Consider the following 20,796-nt stretch of genomic DNA (forward strand, 5'->3'; position numbering starts at 1 on the left):
ATGGACAAGCGCTTGGTTGGAGATGTACGACAGGGGCGTGACAGAGCCGATGCGTACCTCCACCAGGGACCTCGACGACCTGCGCGAGCGGCTGAGCGCCTGGCTGGGTGACGACGTCTCCCAGCTGTCGCGTCCGTCGGCCAACGGGATGTCCAGCGAGACGCTGTTCTTCACCGCCGGAACGACCAGGTGCGTGGCCCGGCTGGCGCCCGCGCGGGAGGCGGTGCCCGTCTTCCCCACCTACGATCTCGGCACACAGTTCGAGGTCATGCGGCTGGCCAGGGAGCGGGCGGGGGTTCTCGCGCCGAGGACGCTGCGCTTCGAGCCGTCGGCCGAGCCGCTCGGCACGCCGTTCTTCGTGATGGAGCGGGAGGAGGGGCAGGTGCCGCCCGACGTCCCGCCGTACACCTTCGAGGGCTGGTTGCTGGAGGCCGCGCCCGCCGACCGGCGGCGGCTGCAGGACGCCACGGTCGCCGTCGCGGCCCGGCTGCACGGCACCGCGTTCAGCGACGCCGAGCTGGCGCCGCTCGGCGCGCGAGGGCTGCGGGCCCACGTCGACGCGCAGCGCGCCTACTACGAGTGGATGCGCGGGCCGACGCGCATCCCGCTGCTGGAGCGCGCCTTCAACTGGCTGGAGGAGCACTGGCCTGAGGATCCCGGCCCCGACGTGCTGACGTGGGGCGACGCCAGGATCGGCAACGTGATGTACCGCGACTTCACCCCCGTGGCGGTGCTCGACTGGGAGATGGCGGCGGTGGGGCCCCGCGAGCTCGACCTGGCCTGGATGATCTTCCTGCACCGGTTCTTCCAGGACCTGGCCGAGGTCTTCGGGCTGCCGGGCCTGCCCGGCTTCATGCGCCGCGCCGACGTCTGCGCCACCTACCTGGACCTGACCGGCCACCCGCCGCGGGACATGGACTTCCACGAGGTGTACGCGGCGCTGCGGCACGGGATCGTCATGGCCCGCGTCTGGCAGCGCCGTATCCACTTCGGCGAGCAGCCCGTGCCCGACGATCCCGACGACCTGGTGCTGCACCGCGCCCTGCTGGAGCGGATGCTGTCATGACTCCGAGTCGTGGACCAGCAGCGCGATCTGCACCCTGTTGTTGAGGTCGAGCTTGGTCAGCACGCGCGAGACGTGCGCCTTGACGGTCGCGACGCTCATGTAGAGCTCGCGGCCGATCTCGGCGTTGGACCTGCCCTGCCCGACCGCGACCGCCACCTCGCGTTCGCGCTCGCTCAGCCGCGACAGCAGCTCTCGCGCCCTGTCCCTGCGGCTGCCCGCGCCGCCCTCGGCCACGTGGGAGATGAGCTGCCTGGTGACGGCGGGCGACAGGATCGGCTCCCCCGCCGCGACCTTGCGGATCGCGGCGACCAGGTCGGTGGGCGGGATGTCCTTCAGCAGGAACCCGGCCGCGCCCGCCCGCAGGGCCCGCAGCACCTGGGCGTCGGCGTGGAAGGTGGTCAGCACCACGACCTCGGGCGAGCCGGTCGTCGCGCGCAGCGCCTCGGTCGCCGCCAGGCCGTCGACGCGCGGCATGCGGATGTCCATGAGCACCAGGTCCGGCCGGTGCAGGGCGACCAGTTTCGGCACCTGGTCGCCGTCGGCGGCCTCCCCCACCACCTCGATGTCGTCGGTGCCGCCGAGGATCATCGACAGCCCCGCCCTGACGAGCGCGTCGTCGTCGACGAGCAGCACGCGGATCTTCACTTCTGCCACGGCAACCATGCTTCCAGAACGAAATCACCCTCAGGGGTACGGCGGTGCTCCAGCCGTCCGCCCGCCAGTTCGGCCCGCTCGGCCAGCCCGATCAGCCCCGTGCCAGTGCCGGGGATGCTGGACGGCCAGCCGGTCTTGTTGCGCACCGTGATGGTCAGCCCCTCTTGCGGCCCGCCCATGACCTCCGCCCGCACGGGAGCGCCCGGGGCGTGCTTACGGGCGTTGGTGAGCGCCTCCTGGACGATCCGGTAGGCGTTACGGCCGAGGCTCTCCGGCGCCTGACCGGCCGCGAGCCGGAGCGTCACCTCCATGCCCGCCTCCCTCGACTCCTCGACCAGGCCCGGCAGGTCGGCCAGCGTAGGCTGCGGACGCTCGGGCCGGAGCTCGCCCTGCTCGCCCGGCTGGCGCAGCACGCCGATCACCTCGCGCAGATCCTGCAGCGCCTGGTGGGCGCTCTCCCTGATCGCCCCCGCCGCCTTGGCGATCTGCTCGGGCGGCGCGTCGGGCCGGAACTCCAGCGCGCCCGCGTGGAGGCTGAGGATGGAGATCCGGTGGGCGAGCACGTCGTGCATCTCGCGGGCGATGCGCTCGCGTTCGAGCCGCCTGGCCTCGCGCCCCGCCACCGTGGCCTGCTCCCTGAGTGAGTAGACCAGCTGGCGCCTCGACCTGACCACGATCCCCCAGCCGAACACCGCCAGCACGATCATGAGCCCGAAGCCCGCCGTCCACAGGGGACCGAGCGCGGCGTCCGGACGCCACCAGGCAAACGGCAGAACCGTGACCAGGTTGAGCCCGAAGAGGATGCCGGAGATCTTGAAGGGGCGGTGCACGGCGACCGTGAACAACGCCACCGCCGCCGCCCCGCCCACCATGACGAAGAAGGCCGACAGTACCGCCGTCACGACCGCGAGCGTGACCGGCCACCGGCGGCGCAGCCACACCGACGCGCAGGCGAGCGCGCCGAGCACCTGCTCGCCGATCCGCAACGGCCTGGCCAGGTTGTCCAGGTCGGGCAGCGTCAGCACCGCCAGCCCGCACGCGATCAGGAAGGCGAGGATGTCGACGATCCAGTCGCGCGTCGAGCGGCGCACCGGCCGTCCCTCGTCGGGATCGCCGAGCAGGACCGAGGGCAGCAGCCACCGGTACTCCACGTTCATGGTGTCCCACGTTATGGCCTTGCTTCGGCCCGGCGACAGCGACCAAAGTCGATGCCGTCGCCGACCTCCGGCCGACGCCCGCGCCCCTGCCCTGGCCCGAGGCTTGACCGCATGAAGGCAATCCTCGACGTGGTCGGAACCGTGCTCCTCATCCAGGGCGTCGGCGGCGTGGTCAACACCGTCCTCGGCTGGTGGGGCTGGGCGCACGACTTCCTGCTCATCAACCGCCTGGCGTTCCTCGACGGTTATGAGGTCTTCGCCGGAATCGGGCTCGGCGTCCTCGGTTTCGCGCTACTGGCCGCGGCCGACTCCATGCAGAAGAAGACGACGAGCTGACCCATGGCCGAGCTCACCCTGCGCCCACCCCGCAACCTCGCCGACCCGCGCACCGTCTCCTGGTGGACCGTCCAGGCGTTCATGCTCGCGCTGCCGCTGGTGGCCGCCATCGGCGTGGCCTACTGGTTCTTCACGCCGCGCCCCGCCTTGCTCGGCGCGGCAGCCGTGGCCGTCTCGCTGGCCTGCCTACTGCTGGCCACCTTCGCGCCGCGTGCCTACTACCGGGTCCAGCGGTGGGAGATCACCGACGAGGCCGTCTACGTCCGCACCGGCTGGATCACCCACACCTGGCGGGTGGCGCCGATGTCGCGCGTCCAGACCGTCGACACCGCGCGCGGCCCCGTGCAGCGGCTGTTCGGGCTCGCCGACGTCACGGTGACGACCGCGTCGGCCGCGGGCGCGATCACGATCGAGGGGCTCGACCACGAGCTCGCCGCGGAGCTGGCCGCCAGGCTCACCGCAGTCACCCAGGCCACGCAGGGAGACGCCACATGACCACCGGCATCGAGACGGCTGTGGCGTGGAGCACGCTCCACCGCAGGATCCCGCTGGCCACCGCGGCCATGTCGCTGACGGTCGCCGTGCCCGCGGCGTTCGCCGTGACCCGGTTCCTGCTCGGCGAGGACCTGGCCCGCGAGCTGGTCGTCGGCTGCGCCGCGGGCGTCGTCGTCCTGGTGCTGGTCGCCGGCTACGTCTACGGCGTGGCCCGCCTGCGCACCACCCGCTTCAGGCTCACCACCGATCGGCTGGAACTGCACACGGGGGTCGTGGTGCGCCAGCAGCGTTCGATCCCCCGTGACCGCGTGCGCAGCGTCGACGTCAAAGCCGATGTCGTACGGCGTGCGCTGGGCCTGGCAGTCGTCAAGGTGGGCACCGGCGAGCACACCACGGGAGAGCACGCCGAGCTCACCCTGAACGCGATAGCCGCCACCGAGGCCGAGACGTTGCGCCGCACCCTCCTGACGGGGGCGGGCGCGGCGGCGTCCGGCCAAACCGTCGCGCCCCGCCAAGCCACCGTGGCCTCCGCATCGCCCGACCAGGCCGCCGTGCCCGCTGTCAGGCCGGGCGCCGGGGGCGAGGAGGGTGGGCAGGTCGTGGCCGCCCTGCGGTGGAGCTGGATCCGCTACGCGCCGCTGTCGATCTGGGTGTTCGTCGGCGGCGGGATCGCCATCGGCGCGATCAAGAAGGTGCTCGACGTGGTCGGCATCGACCTGTTCAGCACCTCGGCCGCCAAGGCCGCGTGGGAGTGGCTGACCGGCAACCCCTGGGTCGCGGTGCCGATCGTGGTGGCGGTCAGCCTGCTGGTGGGACTCGTCGGGGCGGTGGGCCTGTTCGCCGAATCATGGGGCAACTACCGCCTCGACCAGGAGGCCAGGACGCTGCGGGTGCGCAGGGGGCTGCTCACCACGCGCTCGCTCACCCTGGAGAAGCGCAGGCTCCGCGGGGTGGCGGTGGCCGAGCCGCTGCTGCTGCGGCTGGGCGGGGGCGCCAAGGTCAGGGTGGTCGCGGTCGGGCTGCGCAAGGCGGAGGGGCAGGAGAGCGAGGAGGTTTCGGCGCTGACGCCGCCCGTCCCCCGCGCGGAGGCCTTCCGCGTCGCCTCCCACGTCCTGCACGCCGCACCGGCCCCGGCGGGACGGGATCCGCACGCCGCACCGGCCGCCGGGCGGGAGGCTGTCCCGCACGCCGTATCCACCCCGGGCGGATGGGATCTGCACGCCGTACCGCCCCCGGGTGGATGGGATCCGCACGCCGTACCGCCCCCGGGCGGGTGGGATCCGCACGCCGTACCGGTCGCCGGGCGGGAGGCTGTCCCGCACGTCCCGGGCCCGGGCGGGTGGGCGAGTGTCGGGTGGGGCGAGCTGGAGCCGCACCCGAGAGCCGCGAAGGGGCGGCGCACCCGTCAGGCGCTCGTCACGGTGGTGGTGCTCGCCGCGGCCATGGGCGTCACCGAGTGGCTGACCGGCTGGATCCCGGTCGCCGCGTGGGCACTGCCTGTCCTCGCCGTGCCGGTCGCGCTGGCCCTGGCCGCCGACGCCTACCGAGGGCTCGGACACCGGCTCACCGGTGGACACCTGCTCACCCGAGCGGGTTCGGCGGGACGCACCACTGTCGCGCTCGACACCGGCGGCATCGTCGGCTGGCGGATCAGGCAGTCCTTCTTCCAACGCCGCCTCGGCCTCATCACCGTGGCCGCCACGACCGCCGCGGGCGACGGCCACTACGACGTGCTCGACGTGGGCACCACCGAGGGGCTCGACCTGGCGGCCCGCGCCGTACCAGGACTGCTCGGGCCCTTCCTCGTCGAAAGCGCCCCCTGACCGCCTCGGCGGGGAGGAGCGCGGGTGGCGGATCCGCCATCCCCGCCCAGCCCCGCCGACGCGTCAGTCGTTCTTCAGCCCCGCCTTGGCGAGGGAGGCGAGGATCTCCCTGGCGACCGTCATGGCACCGTCACGAGCCTCCTTCTCGCCCAGCACCTTGACCTTGGGCGAGTTGGTCGGCTCGTCGGCGCCGAGATCGGATCCGGCGTAGGAGGCCTGGATGACCGTGGGACCCAACCTGACCACGACGTCGGCGCTGCCGTTGAACACGGTGTTCTTCTTGTCGACCCGGTATTGGACGTAGGCGGCGTCGCCGAGCCCCTTCAGCTCCTCGATCTTGCCCCAGGTGACGCCGCCGATCCCGCTGCTCTCCGAGAACCTGGCGCCGCCGAGTTTGGTGGAGTAGTTGCTCAGCGCGGCGGTCGGGTCGCCGGCGCCCGCGCGGTTGCTGAACACCTGGATGGTGAGGAGCACGCTGCGGATCCTGCGCCTGCCCTCGCCGGCGGGGACGTTCAGGTTGAGCCAGCGGCACTCGGTCTCCTTCATGCCCGCGGCGCCGTTGGCCCTGGCGCGCTCGGTGGCGCCAGGCACCAGCTTGATCATCGCCGGTGTCATCCGCTTGCACGCAGGGGGCAGCTGGGCCATCACCGTGGGCGAGGACGACGGCGTCGGCGCGGGAGTCGGGGCGGCGGTCGGGGTCGCGGACGGCGACGGGCTGGGCTCGGCATGGGCGAGCTGGCCGGGGTGCGCCTTCTTCCACTCCGCCGCCGACTTGGCCAGGTGGGTCAGCAGGAGGCCGACCTCGCGCAGCGCGTTCTCCTCGCTGATCGACTGGGTGCCCTCGTTCGAGAGCATCTTGGCGTCCTTGCGCTGCTGGCTCGCCTGGTAGCGAACCTCGATGACCAGGTCGTCGACGCGGACGCGGCCCTCGCCGAAGGAGTACCAGAGCAGCTTGTCACGCCGCCACGTGTACTGGCCGAAGGCGGCGCCGTCACCCACCCCCGCGTAGTCCCTGACGGGCGAGTTGTAGTTCTTCTCGCCAGGCTCGTCGGGCTTGTCCTGGTTCTTCGCCTTGTAGTTGAAGAAGCCCCGCTCCGACTCGAACGACTGCTGCGCCTCGGCCCTGCCGGTGCTCGGCCCATCGGGCTTGTGCTGGGCGATGGAGACCTTGATCTCGCGGCTGCGCCAGAACTCGCCGTGAGAGATGCGGCGGTTGCTCCAGTCGCAGTAGGAGTAGACGGCGTAGTCTGCCTCCCTCGACCGCTTGTCCACGGTCGCCGCCGGCACCAGGCGCTCGGCCTCCGCGGCGGGAAGCATGGCGCAGACGTCCATCACCGGCCTGGTCGGGGACGGGGTGGCGGACTGGCTGGTCGCGGGTGAGGCCGCGTCACCCGAGGTGGTCTTGGCGGGCTTGCCGTACAGGAGGAACGCGCCCGCGCCACCGGCGATCAGCACGACCGCGGCCCCTGCCGCCACCGTCGGCAGCACCCATGAGCGACGCTTCGGCGGCTGGGGCGGCGGCGACGGCATGGTCGGCACCTGCTGGAACTGATGGGACTGCCAGTCCGGCGCGCGGTATGGGTTGGTGGGCGGGGGATCGTCCTGATTCCAAGACATGGGCATGGATGCTATCCGCTGGGCTTGCAATTGACTTGCACTGGTCACGGCCGAAGCGATGATGTGACCTGGCGCGCCGCCTCCTCCGCCACCCGCTGCCGCCGGCCGTCGACCCCCTTCACGTCATGGACGTTGTAGACGATCTCCGCAGTGAGGTTGCTGTCGCGCAGGGCCACGCGATACCACGCCTGGCCCGAGTCGTCCCCGCCCATCTGGTAGGTCTCGTAGGAGTCCTGGGCGAAGGCCGCCTCGCCCACGCCCCGGAGGTCTCTGATCTTGTAGGTGGTCTTCCTGAAGGCCGTGCCGTCGGACGCGGCGGCGGCCGTCCGGTCGTTGTCGAACACCAGCGCGGCGACCTGCGGCCCGTCATGGCCGCCCTGCGGCCCGTGTACGGCCAGCCGCACGCTGATCGAAAGCTCGGCGCGCGATCCCTTCCATACCTTCCAGGCGCATTCGCCCGGCATCGGCGCCTGCCTGTCCACCTTGCCGCCGCCCAGCAGGGCCTTGGCCTGGGCGTCGCCGAGCAGCGCGCAGGCGTCAGGCACGTCGGCGAACCTGCCCTGCTCCCCCGCGCCTGGCACGGCGAAGGCGTAGGTCACCCCGCCCACGACGGCCACCGCCGCGAGCGCCAGCGCCGCGGGCAGTTTCCATCTGCGGCGCGGCCGGTAGGCGACGGGCGCGGTGTTGACCGAGGCGGTCAGCCGTTCGCGCGCCTCACGCGGCTGCGGGCGCCGTTCGGGCTGCTTGGCCAGCAGGTCGAGGATCAGCCTGCCCAGTTCGCGACCGGCCCGCTCGGGCGGCGGCGGGTCGTGCAGCAGCACGGCGGCGGCCACCGCCGCCTGCATCTCCCTGTGGAACGGCGGGCGGCCCTCGACCGCGGTGTAGAGGCTCGCGCCCAGCGAGAACAGGTCGGAGGGGGGACCGGCGGGCAGGCCGTTCAGGCGCTCGGGAGGCATGTAGCCGGGCGATCCGCCGCCGCCGACGCCGCCGACGGGCGCGGCCACGCCGAAGTCGGTGAGCATGGCGGTGCCGTCGGCGTCGAGCAGGATGTTGGCGGGCTTGACGTCCTGGTGGAGGATGCCGTGCGCGTGCGCGACCTCCAGGGCCGACAGCACCTGCAGGCCGATGCGGGCCACGATGTGCGGCGGCAGCGGCCCGCTCTCTTTGATGATCTTGTCGAGGGAGCGGCCCGTGGCCAGGTCCATGATGATCCAGGGCAGCCCCTGGTCGAGCACCACGTCGTGGACCATGACGATCGACGGGTCGCGCAGCCTGCCCGCCGACCTCGCCTCGTGGATGGCCTGCTCGACGAAGGCCGCCCGGCTCGCCGCGTCGAGGTGGTCGGGGATGCGGACCTGCTTGACGGCGACGTCGCGGCCGAGCCGTTCGTCGCGGGCGTGCCACACGGTGCCCGCGCCGCCCTCGCCGAGCCGTTCGACCAGCCGGTAGCGCCCGGCGAGCACGTACTCCACGTCGCTAGCCCCCGTCCCGCAGCGCCTGCGCGCTCTGCCGGGCGACGGTCAGCGCGCTCTGCCTGACCTGGTCGTCGGTGGGCCTGCTGGCCAGCGTGGTGAACTCCACCTGGACCACCAGGTTGGCCACGCGATACATGACGACGGCGGTGTGGACCCTGCCCTGGGCGCTCAGCTCGTAGGCGTAGCCCTCCTCACCCACGCCCTGCAGGGGCCGCGTCTTGCCGATCTGGGCGGTGAACGGCCCCTTCGCGCCGATCTCCTTCCACGACCACTGCAACTGCGGGTACCTGCCGATCCACGCCCGCTGGCTCTGCATCAGCCTGCGCGCCGAGTCCGTCGTCATCGACCACGGCTGCGGAGTGTCGGAGTCGCGCTGCGCGGTCAGCGAGACGCCCCTGCCGCTGACGGTCCACTGGCAGACCACGCCGAGCCTGTCGTCGCTCTCGGCGACGCTCTGCCCGCCCTTGGGCGGCTGGCCCGTGCCGAGCACCTCACCCACCTGGGAGGGCGTCAGCAGCCCGCACATGTCGACGGGCAGCGTGAAAGCGGTGGGCGTGGCCGTACCGCCCCTCCAGAACAGCAGGGCCGCGGTGATCGCGCCCGCGACGGCCACGGCGCCCGCGGGAACCAGCCACACCAGCCGCCTGCGCCGCCGCTTCGCGACCCGGCCGGGGACGGTCAGGTCCTGGACGGCCAGCGGCGGGGCGGCCTGGCCCGCGGCGACCTGGCGCAGAGCGTGCACCGTGCTCCACGGGTCGGGGCGAGCGGCCGGGTGCCTGGCCATCATCGCGCTCAGCACGGGCGCCAGCGGGCCGGAGCGCTGAGCCGGCCTGGGCGGCATGGTGAGCGTCGCCTTGATGCGCTCCATCGCCGTGCCCTCGTAGGCGGAGACGCCCTCGGCCGCGGCGAACAGCGTCGCGCCCAGCGACCACAGGTCGCTCGGCGGCCCGCCCGGCTCGCCCTCCAGCCGCTCGGGCGCGATGAACCCCGGCGAGCCGATCATCAGGCCCGCCTGGGTGAGCGGCGCCTCCCCCTCCTGCCGGGCGATGCCGAAGTCGGTCAGCACGACCCTGCCGCTGTCGGTGAGGAAGATGTTGCCCGGCTTGACGTCGCGGTGCTGCAGGCCGCGCGAGTGGGCGGCGGTCAGCGCCTCCAGCACGTCGGCGCCGATCCTGGCGACCGTCGCGGTGGGCATCGGGCCGTCCTGCGCGATGGCGTCGCCGAGGGTACGGCCGCGCAGCAGCTCCATGATCAGCCATGGCCTGCCGTACTCGACGATGACGTCGTGGAGCGCGACAATCCCGGGGTGGCGCAGCTGTGCGGTGGCCTGCGCCTCGCGCACCGCCCTCGCGACCGCCTCTGACCTGTCCTGCTCGCCGAGGCCTTCGGGCAGCGTGAGCTCCTTGACCGCCACCTCGCGGTCAAGCATCTCATCTCTGGCCAGCCAGACCTTGCCCATTCCGCCGCTGCCCAGCGGCCTGATCAGGGTGTAGCGGCCGGCGAGTCGTCCCCCGGACATAAAGGGGAGAGTAACGAATAATCTCCCCTGATGAGGCCCGCCGGTCCGTCCGGTGATCCCTGGGCCGCCCGGATAACTGTCGGTGCGCGTGTCTATGGTCTTGGACGTGGACGCGGTTCAAGGCACTCTCGACGAGCTCGGCACCCCGCTGAGCCAGGTCACCTTCGTCGTATTCGACCTGGAGACCACCGGCGGCTCGGCGCACGAGCACGCGATCACCGAGATCGGCGCGGTCAAGGTGCGCGCGGGCGAGGTGATCGGCGAGTTCGCCACCCTCGTCGACCCCGGTGGGCCGATCCCGCCGTTCATCTCCGTGCTGACCGGCATCACCGACTCGATGGTGATGGCCGCCCCGCGGCTCGAGTCGGTGCTGCCGAGCTTTCTCGAGTTCATCGCCGGTGCGACGCTGGTCGCCCACAACGCCGCCTTCGACACCGGCTTCATCAAGGCCGCCTGCGCCGCGCAGGGCTATCCGCCGCCCGCCAACCCCGTCGTCGACACCGTCGACCTGGCTCGCAGGGTGCTGACCCGCGACGAGATCCCCAACGCCAAGCTCTCCACGCTCGCCAGGTTCTTCCACAGCCCCGTCGAGCCGTGCCACCGGGCCCTGCAGGACGCCAGGGCGACCGTCGACGTGCTCCACGGCCTGATCGCCCGCGCGGGCTCCTTCCAGGTGCACACGCTCGAAGAGCTCAAGTCGTTCGTCCGCGCCCCCACGCCCGAGCAGCAGCGCAAGCGCCACCTCGCCGAGACGGTGCCCCATGCCCCAGGCGTCTACCTTTTCGAAGACGTCCGCGGCGAGGTCCTCTACATCGGCAAGTCCACCAACCTGCGCAACCGCGTCCGCTCCTACTTCACCGCCAGCGAGACCAGGCCGCGCATCCGCGAGATGATCGGCATCGCCGAGCGGGTCCGCCACATCGTCTGCGCCACCCCGCTGGAGGCCGAGGTCAGGGAGCTGCGCCTGATCGGCGGCAGCAAACCCCGCTACAACCGCAGGTCCCGCTTCCCTGAGAAGGTCGTCTGGCTCAAGCTGACCGACGAGGCCTTCCCGCGCCTGTCGATCGTCCGCGAGCTCAAGGACGACGGCGCCGCCTACCTCGGCCCCTTCACCAGCGCCAAGGCCGCCGACGACGCCCGCACCGCGCTCCACGAGGCCGTGCCGCTACGCCAGTGCACCGAGCGGCTCACTGCCAAGACGTGGCGGCCCGCCTGCGTGCTGCACGAGATGGGCCGGTGCGGCGCCCCCTGCGAGGGCAAGGAGACGCCCGCCGACTACTCCCTCCACGTCGACAGCGCGCGCAGGGCCATGGCCACCGATGTCTCCCTCGTCTTCACCACCCTGGAGGCCCGCATGGAGCGGCTGTCGGTCGAGCAGCGCTACGAGGAGGCCTCGGTCGACCGCGACCGGCTCGCCTCCTACGTCCGCACCGCCGCCCGCATGCAGCGGCTGACCTCCCTGACCCGCATCCCGCAGATGGTCGCCGCCAGCCCGGCCTTCGACGGCGGCTGGGACATCCACGTCATCCGGTACGGCAGGCTCACCGCCGCGGGGCACATGCCGCGCGGCGCCCACCCCACCCCGTTCGTCGAGGCGCTCGTCGCCACCGCCGAGGTCGTCGCCCCCGGGCCGGGGCCCATCCACGCCGCCAGCGCCGAGGAGAGCGAATGCATCCTGCGGTGGCTGGAGTCGCCGGGGGTGCGCCTGGTCGAGGTCGACGGCGACTGGGCGCTGCCCGCCCACGGCGCCGCCCGCCACAATTCCCGCATCGAGCTGGCCTACCAGCGGCTCGACCACCGCAGCAGGCGTGAGGGGCGGCCATTGCGGTGACCCGATACAGTTGGGTCATGGTCACGGCAATCGTTCACATCAACGCCGAGGTGGACCGGATCCCGGAGATCGCGCAGACGATCGCCGAGATCGACGGCGTCAGCGAGGTCTACTCGATCACCGGCGAATACGACCTGATGGCCATGGTGCGCGTCGCCGCCTACGAGGAGATCGCCGAGGTGATCCCCGGGCGGATCAACAAGGTGCCCGGCGTTCTCGACACCTCGACGCACATCGCGTTCCGCACGTACTCCAAGCACGACCTCGACGCCGCCTTCTCCATCGGCCTCACCGAGTCCGACTAACCCGGCCACCACGAGTCCACGCTGAGTATTGACCGCTGGTGGCCGTCCGCGCGTCTGTACGGGCCGACGCCGCTTTGCCGTCCATCGAGTCCGTACGGCAAGCCCAGTCAAGGCCACCGCAGGCGCGTGGCCGGGGCCTGTCCATCACGCCGCTCCAGCAGGACTCCGGCTGGCCACCGTCACGTCGCCCGTAAAACCCAGTCCGTTACCCAGGCCCGCAACGCCCGCTCGCTGACGCATATCCCCGGCCAGCCACCGTCGCGTCGTCCCTGAAACGCGGTCCGTTGGCCGCCCCCGCCACGCACGCTCGGTGACGCGTATCCCTGGACAGGCGCCAGCCACGTGCCGAGGGTGGCGCATGACCCGGCCAGCCGTACAGACCGACCTTACGCGCGCAAGGGACCACGCGGCCTGCCGTACAGACCGACACCACGCGCGCCAGAGACCACGCCCGGTATACGACCTCCACGCGCGCCAGAGAGCACGCGCCCACAGGCCCACAAAAAGAGCCCCAGGCACGCCGCTAGAGACGCCGCCGGAGACAGGGAAACGCCCCGGCTCGGACGGATAGTGTCCGGGTCGGGGCGTTTCGCTGTGGTGCGCCTAGTGCGTCAGGGTGTGGTCGTCGCCGGGGGTGATCTCGGCGTGCTCGTCGCCGTGACCATGGCCGTGACCGTCGTCCAGCGGGATCTTCTCCCCGCCGTACGCCTTCGACATGCGACCGCGCAGCTTGCCGATCGGGCCGCGCATCCCCTTCGGCGGGATGCCGTCGGTGTCGGCGTCGACGTCGACCTGCTGGATGGCTTCCTTGCCGCGCATGTGGGCCTCGATGTCCTCCGCCGGAGGCGTGTGGATCTCGATGAACTCACCGTGCGGCAGCCGCTTGATGACGCCCGACTCCACGCCGTGCCCGATGATCGCGGCGTCGGCACGCTGCAGACCCAGGCAGATGCGGTAGGTGACGATGTAGGCGATCACCGGGGCGACGATCACCGCGACGCGGCCGATGTAGGTCGTCCAGTTCAGGCTGATCTGGAAGTTGGCCGACAGTTCGTCGTTGGCGCCAAGCAGCCACAGCACGCCGTAGAACGTGATGGCCGCCATGCCGATCGAGGTGCGGTGCGGGTTGTTGCGGGGACGCTCGGCGATGTGGTGCTCGCGCTTGTCGCCGGTGATCCACCGCTCCATGAACGGGTACAGCGCCAGGCCGGTCATCACGATGCCCATGGGCACCAGCGCCGGGATGATCACGCTCAGCGGCAGCGTGCCGAACTCGCTGGCCCCGAAGATGTTGATCTCCCATGGCGGCATCAACCGCAGGGAGCCTTCGAGGAAGCCCATGTAGAAGTCGGGCTGCGAACCGGCGGAGATGTCGGCGGGAGTGTAGGGACCGAACGCCCAGATCGGGTTGATCTGCGCGAAGGTCGCCAGGCCCGCCACCACCGCGAAGGTGAACAGGAAATAAGCACCGGCCTTGAGCATGAACGCCGGGTAGAACGGCGCGCCGACCACGTTGTGGTTGTCGCGGCCCTTGCCGGGCATCTGCGTGTGCTTCTGCACCCACATCAGCACCATGTGGGCCGAGATCAGCGCCAGCAGGATGCCGGGGATCAGCAGGATGTGCAGCGAGTAGAACCGGGAGATGACATCCTCACCCGGGTACTCCCCGCCGAACAGGAAGAACGTGATGTACGTGCCGACCAGCGGCAGCGAGATCGCCACGCCCTCGGTGATCCGCAGACCGGCGCCGGACAGCAGGTCGTCGGGCAGCGAGTAGCCGGTCAGGCCCTCGGCCAGCGCCAGCGTCAGCAGCAGGACACCGATCAGCCAGTTGAGCTCGCGCGGCTTGCGGTATGCACCCGTGAAGAACACGCGGAGCATGTGCACCATCATGCCGGCGACGAACAGCAGGGCGGCCCAGTGGTGGATCTGCCGCATGAGCAGACCGCCGCGGACCTCGAAGCTGATCTCCAGCGCGGAGGCGTAGGCCTCCGACATCACGACGCCCTTGAGCGGCTCGTAGGAGCCGTCGTAGACGACGTGCATCATGCTGGGCTTGAAGAAGAACGTCAGGAACGTGCCGCTCAGCAGCAGGATGACGAACGAGTAGAGCGCGATCTCGCCCAGCAGGAACGACCAGTGGTCGGGGAAGACCTTGCGCAGGTTGCGCTTGAGGAAGGTGCCCGCGCCGATCCGGTCGTCGAGGTAGCTCGACGTGCCGCTGATGGGCTTGGGAACCGTCTTCAGGTCGCTCATGCGTGGCCTCCCTCGGAGCGGACCTTCGCCTCGGCGTCGCCGCGCTCCCAGAAGCTGGGGCCGACGGGCACCGCGAAGTCACCCTTGGCGATGAGGTAGCCCTGCTCGTCGACCGCGATGGGCAGCTGCGGCAGCGGCCTGGCGGCCGGGCCGAAGACGACCTTGGCGCCGTCGGCGGCGTCGAACGTCGACTGGTGGCAGGGGCACAGGATGTGGTGCGTGGTCTGCTCGTACAGGGCCGCGGGGCAGCCGACGTGCGTGCAGATCTTGGAGTAGGCGACGATGCCGTCGTGGGTCCAGTTCAGGTTCGTGCCCGACTTGATCTCGTCAGGGCGGAACTTGATCAGGATCAGCGTGGCCTTCGCCAGGGCGTTGAGGTCGTGCTCGTAGCCCTCGGGAACCACCGAGAGGATGCCGCCGGGCGAGTTGAAGTCGGCGGCGCGGATCGGCTGACCCGTGCCCTCGACGACGAGCTTGAGCGGCTTGCCCTCCTTGGTCTTCTCCCCCCACACCGTGTGGCGGAGCTCCTTGTGGAAGGCGGAGGCGGGCATCTTGGAGTTGTCGAGGTCACGCAGCAGCACCAGCGGGATCAGCCCCAGCGGGGCCGAGGCCAGCAGCAGCGTACGGCGCAGCAGCGGCCGCTTGACGAAGCCGCTCTCCTTGGCGCCCTGCAGGAACGTCTCGGCGACGTAGCCCCTGGTGTCGCTGTCGGAGGCCATCGCGTGGCGCTCCTGGACCAGCGTGTACTTCGGCATGACCTGGCGGACCCATACCACGATGCCCACCGCGAGGCCGAGCAGCGCCACCGTCAGCGGCGCGCCGAGCGCGAGGTTGGAGATCGCCGTGCTGTCGACGTCGCCCACCTGGAAGACCACGTAGTTGACGATGAACACGATGGCCGCGATGAAGGTGACCGTGAAGCAGAGCGCCACGATCTTCTCACCCTTGCGGGCCTTGGCCTCGTCGGGGTAGTAGACGCCGGGAACCTCCACGTCCTCCGGCTTCTGCTCCGCGGGGATCAGCGTCTTGCCGTGCGGAGGGGTCCCGATGACGCGCTTGGGGACGCGCTCGTCGGGCTGCTCGATCTCATGTCCGTTGTCTGTCATGACGCCTGTCGCTTCTTAGCGGTGATCCAGATGGCGGCAAGTACGAGGGCGCTGATGCCCACGAGCCACGCCACGAGGCCCTCGGTGACCGGGCCGATGCGGCCAAGACCGAAGCCTCCGGGGTCCTTCTGCTCGCGCACATCGACGATGTACGCGATCATGTCGCGCTTCTCCTTGGGCGTGATCGTGGAGTCGTTGAAGACCGGCATCGCCTGCGGGCCGGTGGCCATCGCCTCGTAGATCTGCTTCGGCGTCGCCAGGTTCAGGTTCGGCGCGTACTTGCCCTGGGTGAGGGCGCCGCCGGCACCGGTCCAGTTGTGGCACTGGATGCAGTTGGCGCGGAAGAGCTCACCACCCCTGGCCACGTCGCCCTGTGCGGGGTCGACCGCGTTCTTGTCGGGGATGACCGGCCCGCCGCCGAGCGACTGCACGTAGGCGGACAGCTGGCGGGTGGTGTCCTCGTTGACCCACGTGGGGGTGGGCTTGCGCGGTGCCTGGGCGCCAGGGTTGGCGGCGGGCATACGGCCGCTGCTCACCTGGAAGTCGACCGCCGCCGCGCCCACGCCGACGAGCGTGGGCCCGGTGGACGTGCCCTCGGCGTTGAGGCCGTGGCAGCTCGAGCAGTGCGCTTCGAAGAGCTTCTTGCCTTCAGCGACGTCGTCGGCCTTGCCGGACGCCAGGGCGGCGTCAGCCGGCCTGCTGGCCGGCGTGATGAGGGTGTACACCCCCCCGACCAGCGCCAACGCGAAAAGCAGGACGGCGTATCTCGCGAGCGGATGCCGCCGCCGAGCGGTGATCCTAGTCACAGAGATCCCCGTTTCCTTACTGGATGATGTAGATGGTCGCGAAAAGGCCGATCCAGACAACGTCAACGAAGTGCCAGTAGTAGGACACGACGATCGCGCTGGTCGCCTGCTCATGTGTGAAGCGCTTCGCGGCGTACGTGCGTCCCAGCATGAACAGGAACGCGATCAGTCCACCGGTCACGTGCAGGCCGTGGAAGCCTGTGGTCAGGTAGAACACCGAGGTGTACGGGTTCGCGGAGAGCGTCGCACCCTCGTGGGCGAGCTGCATGTACTCGTAGATCTGGCCGCCGACGAAGACGGCGCCCATGAGGAAGCTGACGAGGTACCAGAAGCGGAGCTTGCCGACCTGACCCTTTTCCGCGGCCCACACGCCAAGCTGACACGTCACACTCGACAGGACCAGGATGATCGTGTTGACCGTAGAGAACGGAACATTCAGCTCTGCCTCGGGCCAGGGCTTGCCCTCGCCGAGACTCACTGACCGGATGGTGAAGTACATCGCGAACAGCGCCGCGAAGAACATGAGCTCAGAGGACAGCCACACGATCGTCCCCACGCTGACCAGATTTGGCCGGCGGGACGCGTGAGCCGTCGTCGTCGTAATTGCGGATGCTGTCGCCACGGGCAGCATTATTGCGGCTCTGGTGGTCGGGTCGCCGCACGACCCCCCGTTAGCGGCCCCGGACACGCCCACAGCCTGGGAGAATTAGTACAAAACGCCCGCCGACCACGGCGGCCTGGGTTTCCGCGTGAAGGCACCGGTACGATCCCAGGTGACCATACTGCTACCACTGATAGTGAGCTGTGACCGTGAGCACCGACGACACCATGAGGGTCCTCGTCTACAGCGACGATGCCAGGACCCGCGACCAGGTACGGCAGGCCATCGGGCGCCGTCCCGCAGCCGACGTCCCGCTGGTGGAGATCGTGGAGTGCGCCACCCAGCCCAAGGTCCTGCAGCTGCTCGACTCGGGCACGATCGACGTCGCCGTGCTCGACGGTGAGACCCAGCCCGCGGGTGGCATGGGCGTCAGCAAGCAGGCCAAGGACGAGGTCTACGACTGCCCGCCGATCCTGCTGCTGGTCGCGCGCAAGGACGACCGCTGGCTGGCCAACTGGTCGCGCGCCGACGCCGTCGTCCCGCAGCCGCTGGAGCCGATCGCCGTGGCCGACGCCGTCGCCACCCTCATGCGCCAGCGCTCCTCCACTCGACTCAACGCGAAGTAGGTTCGCCATGGACGCTCGCACCACCTGGCCCGCGCTGCTGTCGGCCCTCCTGTCGGGAGAGCATCTGACCGCCGACGAGACGGCGTGGGCGATGCGGGAGATCATGTCGGGCTCGGCCACCCCCGCGCAGATCGCCGGGTTCGCGGTGGCGCTGCGCGCCAAGGGCGAGACCGTCGCCGAGGTGACGGGCCTGGCGCGGACGATGCTTGACCTGGCCACCCCGCTGAAGGTGGAGGGGCCTGTCGTCGACATCGTCGGCACGGGAGGCGACCGCGCTCACACGGTCAACGTCTCGACGATGGCGGCGATCGTCGCCGCGGCGGCCGGAGTGCGCGTGGTCAAGCACGGCAACAGGGCAGCCTCCTCCTCCTGTGGTGCCGCGGACGTCCTTGAGTATCTCGGCATCAGGCTCGACCTGCCGCCCGAGTCGACCGCGCGGGTGGCGGCCGAGGCGGGCATCGCGTTCTGCTTCGCGCCCGTCTACCACCCCGCGCTGCGCTTCGCCGGGCCGCCGCGCAAGGAGCTGGGTGTCCCGACGGTCTTCAACTTCCTGGGCCCGCTGACCAACCCGGCCCGGCCCGCCGCGCAGGCCATCGGCGTCTACGACGCCCGCATGCTGCCCGTCCTGGCCGGGGTCTTCGCCGAGCGCGGCGTCTCCGCGCTGGTCTTCCGCGGCGACGACGGGCTCGACGAGCTGACCATCGCCACCACCTCGACGGTGTGGGTGGTGCGTGACGGTACGGCGACGCAGACCGTGTTCGACCCCGCGGTGCTGGGCATCCCGCGCGCGGAGGTCGGGGCGCTGCGCGGCGGCGACGTGGCCTTCAACGCGCAGGCGGTGCACGACCTGCTGCGCGGCAAGACCGGGCCGGTGCGCGACGCGGTGCTGCTCAACGCGGCGGCGGCGCTGGTGGCGGCCGACGGTCCCGGCGACGACCTCGACTCGGCGATGATCGACGGGTACGCGCGTGCCGTACAGGCGGTCGACTCCGGTCGCGCCGCGGCGACGCTCGACCGGTGGATCGAGGTCAGCCGCACCCTCAGCCCCGCCTGACCACCCGTCCCCACGCCGCTGGGCGGGGAGGCCTCCGCTCGGGGGTGGAGCGGAGGTCCTCCGCCAAGCGGATGCCGCACCACCGGCCCCGCGCCTACGCTCCGGGCCATGCCGCCTCTCCTGTCCTGGCTGGCCGCCGTGACCACGGCAGTCCTGTGCCCGGCCGTCCTCCTCTTGCTCCGCTCCCGCGCCCGCCTGACGGCCGAGCTCGCCGCCGAGCGGAGTGCGAGCGCGGCGACCGTACGGCGCGCCCTGTTCGTCCAGGAGCTGCACGAGGTCGTGGCGCATCGCGTGAGCGTCATGACGCTCGGCATCGGCGCGGGCAGGATGACCATGGGCAAGGACCCGGACAGGGCCGCCGGCACCCTGAGGGACGCCGAGGAGTCGGGCCGCCAGGCGCTCGCCGAGCTGCAGCGCATGCTGGCCGTCCTGAGCGCCTTCACCGGCGTCCCACCTTCGCGTGCGCCGCAGCCCCGCCTCGCCGACCTGCCCGACCTGCTCGACGAGGCCCGCGTGAGCGGCCTGCGGGTGGACCTCGTCCAGGACGGCTCACCCGCGCCAGTCGCCCCGGGGGTGGAGTTGTCCGCCTTTCGCATCGTCCAGGAGGCCCTCAGAGTCGCCGAGGGGGCGTCCTCGGCCACAGTGACCCTGAAGTGGCGACAGGGCTTCCTGGAGGTCCTGGTGAGCGCCGACGGCCCTTCCAGGCCCGCCGGTCAGCCGGTGCGCGAGCGGGCCGCCCTGGTCGGCGGCACGATCACGATCGAAGGAAGCGCGATCCACGCCCGGCTCCCGCTCCACTGAGTCGGCTCCGAAGGGGTCAGAGCGACTCGGTGTGGGACGCCTTCAGCGAGCTCCACTGGAGCCACTGCTTCCAGTTCTCCTGCCAGTGCCCCCACCCGTTGGTCGGCTCCAGCGGCCGCGGCGAGCCGGTGATGATGATCGGGTCGCCGATCAGCGTGTTCTTGATGAACCAGGCGGCGTTGGCCGGGCTGACGTTCACGCACCCGTGGCTCACGTTGGCGTAGCCCTGCGACCCGACCGACCACGGCGCGCTGTGCACGTACTCGCCCGAGCTGGAGATCCTGACGGTGTTGTAGACGGTCAGCTGGTAGTAGCCGGCCTGACCTGGTCCGATCCCCGGCGAGGTCATGACGGTCACCGGCTCCCTGGACATCGCCAGGTGGATGCCCGAGGTCGTGTAGTACTTCCAAACCCCGCCCTGGCCGGCGCTCATCGGCATGTTCCTGACGACCTTGCCGTCGCGCTTCACCTTGAGGTGGTGGTTCTGGGTGCTGCCTGAGGTGATCTGCGACCTGCCGATGGTGAAGTCGAGGGTGTAGTCGCGCTTGCCGTACATGCCGTCGCCGCCCGGCACCCCCTCCAGGCGCGCCTCCAGGCGGACCTTGGTGCGCGCGGGCCAGTAGACCTTCGGCCGGAAGTCCACGTGCCTGTCGTCGAACCAGTGCCAGGCCCCCTCGACCGGCTTGGAGGTCCTGACGGTGAGGTTGCGCTCGACGGACACGCGGTCGGTGATGTCCTTGTCGAAGGTGATCATGATGGGCATGCCGACGCCGACCGTCAGCCCCGTGTCGTACTTGTGCGGCAGCAACTGCTCGATGCTGTAGGTGCTCTTCGCCTTGACCGTGGTGAAGGTGCTGGTGGTCTTGGTGGTCTGGCCCGCGGGGTTGGCGGCGAGCGCGCTGACGGTGTACGTGGCGCCGGGGCGGGCGTAGCGCTTGCTGCGCCACTGCGTGCTGTCCGCGCTCAGCTCGCCGGCCAGGCCGCCGTCCGGGCCGGTGATGGTGACGTTCCTGAGCGTGCCGCCGCGCGCGGAGATCAGGACGGTCTGGTCCGTGGGCACGTTGCCCGCCTTGTCCGCGGGGACGATCGCCACGGTCGCGGGCGGGGGCAGCGCCGCGCTGGGCGAGGCGATCCCCACCGGTGTCCCCGCCGAACACGCTGTGAGTACGGCGAGGGCCAGAACTCCAGCCGAACCTTGAGTCATCCGCCCCACGGGTACACCTCTCTCCTCCGAACCCCTAACGTCCACTTACTACCCTCAGTGATCG

At 70.9% G+C, this 20,796-nt stretch carries 19 protein-coding genes; 9 read left to right on the forward strand and 10 right to left on the reverse strand.

The features are described from left to right. Positions 1–37: 37 nt before the first annotated feature. Positions 38–1,066: a phosphotransferase family protein gene (locus ACFXJ8_RS04015; RefSeq protein WP_379642300.1), complete on the forward strand. Its 1,029-nt coding sequence runs from the start codon at positions 38–40 to the stop codon at positions 1,064–1,066. Here the strand turns inward: ACFXJ8_RS04015 and ACFXJ8_RS04020 are convergent. Together ACFXJ8_RS04020 and ACFXJ8_RS04025 are read right to left on the reverse strand one after the other, a co-directional pair. After that, positions 1,061–1,720 carry a response regulator gene (locus ACFXJ8_RS04020; protein ID WP_379642301.1) on the reverse strand — a complete coding sequence of 220 codons (660 nt, stop codon included), beginning with the start codon at positions 1,718–1,720 and terminating at the stop codon, positions 1,061–1,063. The genes ACFXJ8_RS04015 and ACFXJ8_RS04020 overlap by 6 nt on opposite strands. Further along, positions 1,708–2,877 carry a sensor histidine kinase gene (locus ACFXJ8_RS04025; protein ID WP_379642302.1) on the reverse strand — a complete coding sequence of 390 codons (1,170 nt, stop codon included), beginning with the start codon at positions 2,875–2,877 and terminating at the stop codon, positions 1,708–1,710. The genes ACFXJ8_RS04020 and ACFXJ8_RS04025 overlap by 13 nt, the downstream gene beginning before the upstream one ends. A 111-nt stretch (positions 2,878–2,988) precedes the next feature. Between ACFXJ8_RS04025 and ACFXJ8_RS04030 the strand changes: the two genes are divergently transcribed. Genes ACFXJ8_RS04030 through ACFXJ8_RS04040 form a run of 3 tightly spaced genes read left to right on the forward strand, consistent with a single transcriptional unit; the run spans position 2,989 to position 5,531 of the window. Continuing rightward, on the forward strand, positions 2,989–3,213 hold the full coding sequence (locus ACFXJ8_RS04030; RefSeq protein WP_379642303.1) for a hypothetical protein: 225 nt from the start codon (positions 2,989–2,991) through the stop codon (positions 3,211–3,213). A gap of 3 nt (positions 3,214–3,216) precedes the next feature. Then, positions 3,217–3,708: a PH domain-containing protein gene (locus ACFXJ8_RS04035; RefSeq protein ID WP_379642304.1), complete on the forward strand. Its 492-nt coding sequence runs from the start codon at positions 3,217–3,219 to the stop codon at positions 3,706–3,708. Further along, positions 3,705–5,531 (forward strand): PH domain-containing protein, encoded by a 1,827-nt coding sequence (locus tag ACFXJ8_RS04040; RefSeq protein WP_379642305.1) that lies wholly within the window; start codon positions 3,705–3,707, stop codon positions 5,529–5,531. Before ACFXJ8_RS04035 ends, ACFXJ8_RS04040 begins: the two co-directional genes overlap by 4 nt. Before the next feature lie 63 nt (positions 5,532–5,594). On the opposite strand, the gene ACFXJ8_RS04045 is transcribed toward ACFXJ8_RS04040, so the two are convergent. Genes ACFXJ8_RS04045 through ACFXJ8_RS04055 form a run of 3 tightly spaced genes read right to left on the reverse strand, consistent with a single transcriptional unit; the run spans position 5,595 to position 10,142 of the window. Further along, entirely contained in the window at positions 5,595–7,148 is a 1,554-nt protein-coding gene (locus tag ACFXJ8_RS04045; protein ID WP_379642306.1) for a hypothetical protein, read from the reverse strand. 44 nt (positions 7,149–7,192) lie between these two features. Beyond that, positions 7,193–8,620: a serine/threonine-protein kinase gene (locus ACFXJ8_RS04050; protein ID WP_379642307.1), complete on the reverse strand. Its 1,428-nt coding sequence runs from the start codon at positions 8,618–8,620 to the stop codon at positions 7,193–7,195. Between the two features lie 4 nt (positions 8,621–8,624). Continuing rightward, the gene (locus ACFXJ8_RS04055) at positions 8,625–10,142 is read right to left on the reverse strand and encodes a serine/threonine-protein kinase (protein WP_379642308.1); all 1,518 of its coding nucleotides are present in this window, start codon (positions 10,140–10,142) and stop codon (positions 8,625–8,627) included. 94 nt (positions 10,143–10,236) lie between these two features. Between ACFXJ8_RS04055 and ACFXJ8_RS04060 the strand changes: the two genes are divergently transcribed. Together ACFXJ8_RS04060 and ACFXJ8_RS04065 are read left to right on the forward strand one after the other, a co-directional pair. Continuing rightward, a complete protein-coding gene (locus tag ACFXJ8_RS04060) occupies positions 10,237–11,973 on the forward strand; it encodes a DEDD exonuclease domain-containing protein (protein WP_379642558.1) in 1,737 nt (578 codons plus the stop codon). Between the two features lie 17 nt (positions 11,974–11,990). Further along, positions 11,991–12,278, forward strand: a complete 288-nt coding sequence (locus tag ACFXJ8_RS04065) for an Lrp/AsnC family transcriptional regulator (RefSeq protein WP_379642309.1) — start codon at positions 11,991–11,993, stop codon at positions 12,276–12,278. A 603-nt stretch (positions 12,279–12,881) separates the two neighbouring features. On the opposite strand, the gene ACFXJ8_RS04070 is transcribed toward ACFXJ8_RS04065, so the two are convergent. The 4 genes from ACFXJ8_RS04070 to ACFXJ8_RS04085 are packed head-to-tail and all read right to left on the reverse strand — an operon-like array spanning position 12,882 to position 17,077. Beyond that, positions 12,882–14,534: a cytochrome bc complex cytochrome b subunit gene (locus tag ACFXJ8_RS04070; protein ID WP_379642310.1), complete on the reverse strand. Its 1,653-nt coding sequence runs from the start codon at positions 14,532–14,534 to the stop codon at positions 12,882–12,884. After that, positions 14,531–15,640 (reverse strand): Rieske 2Fe-2S domain-containing protein, encoded by a 1,110-nt coding sequence (locus ACFXJ8_RS04075; protein ID WP_379642311.1) that lies wholly within the window; start codon positions 15,638–15,640, stop codon positions 14,531–14,533. Before ACFXJ8_RS04075 ends, ACFXJ8_RS04070 begins: the two co-directional genes overlap by 4 nt. After that, on the reverse strand, positions 15,637–16,446 hold the full coding sequence (locus ACFXJ8_RS04080; RefSeq protein WP_379642312.1) for a c-type cytochrome: 810 nt from the start codon (positions 16,444–16,446) through the stop codon (positions 15,637–15,639). The genes ACFXJ8_RS04075 and ACFXJ8_RS04080 overlap by 4 nt, the downstream gene beginning before the upstream one ends. A 16-nt stretch (positions 16,447–16,462) precedes the next feature. Next, on the reverse strand, positions 16,463–17,077 hold the full coding sequence (locus ACFXJ8_RS04085; RefSeq protein ID WP_379642313.1) for a heme-copper oxidase subunit III: 615 nt from the start codon (positions 17,075–17,077) through the stop codon (positions 16,463–16,465). A 197-nt stretch (positions 17,078–17,274) separates the two neighbouring features. Here ACFXJ8_RS04085 and ACFXJ8_RS04090 point away from each other — a divergent pair, with 197 nt between their 5' ends. The 3 genes from ACFXJ8_RS04090 (at position 17,275) to ACFXJ8_RS04100 (ending at position 19,528) form a co-directional block, all read left to right on the forward strand. Then, positions 17,275–17,673 carry a hypothetical protein gene (locus ACFXJ8_RS04090; protein ID WP_379642559.1) on the forward strand — a complete coding sequence of 133 codons (399 nt, stop codon included), beginning with the start codon at positions 17,275–17,277 and terminating at the stop codon, positions 17,671–17,673. A gap of 7 nt (positions 17,674–17,680) precedes the next feature. Continuing rightward, positions 17,681–18,727 carry an anthranilate phosphoribosyltransferase gene (gene trpD / locus ACFXJ8_RS04095; RefSeq protein WP_379642314.1) on the forward strand — a complete coding sequence of 349 codons (1,047 nt, stop codon included), beginning with the start codon at positions 17,681–17,683 and terminating at the stop codon, positions 18,725–18,727. Positions 18,728–18,835: 108 nt separating this feature from the next. After that, positions 18,836–19,528, forward strand: a complete 693-nt coding sequence (locus ACFXJ8_RS04100) for a sensor histidine kinase (protein WP_379642315.1) — start codon at positions 18,836–18,838, stop codon at positions 19,526–19,528. Between the two features lie 16 nt (positions 19,529–19,544). Here ACFXJ8_RS04100 and ACFXJ8_RS04105 read toward each other — a convergent pair whose 3' ends face one another. Then, positions 19,545–20,732 (reverse strand): Ig-like domain-containing protein, encoded by a 1,188-nt coding sequence (locus ACFXJ8_RS04105; protein ID WP_379642316.1) that lies wholly within the window; start codon positions 20,730–20,732, stop codon positions 19,545–19,547. Between the last annotated feature and the right edge of the window lie 64 nt (positions 20,733–20,796).

Origin of the sequence: Nonomuraea sp. NPDC059194, from assembly GCF_042754765.1 — a bacterium.
Classification (GTDB): Bacteria; Actinomycetota; Actinomycetes; order Streptosporangiales; family Streptosporangiaceae; genus Nonomuraea.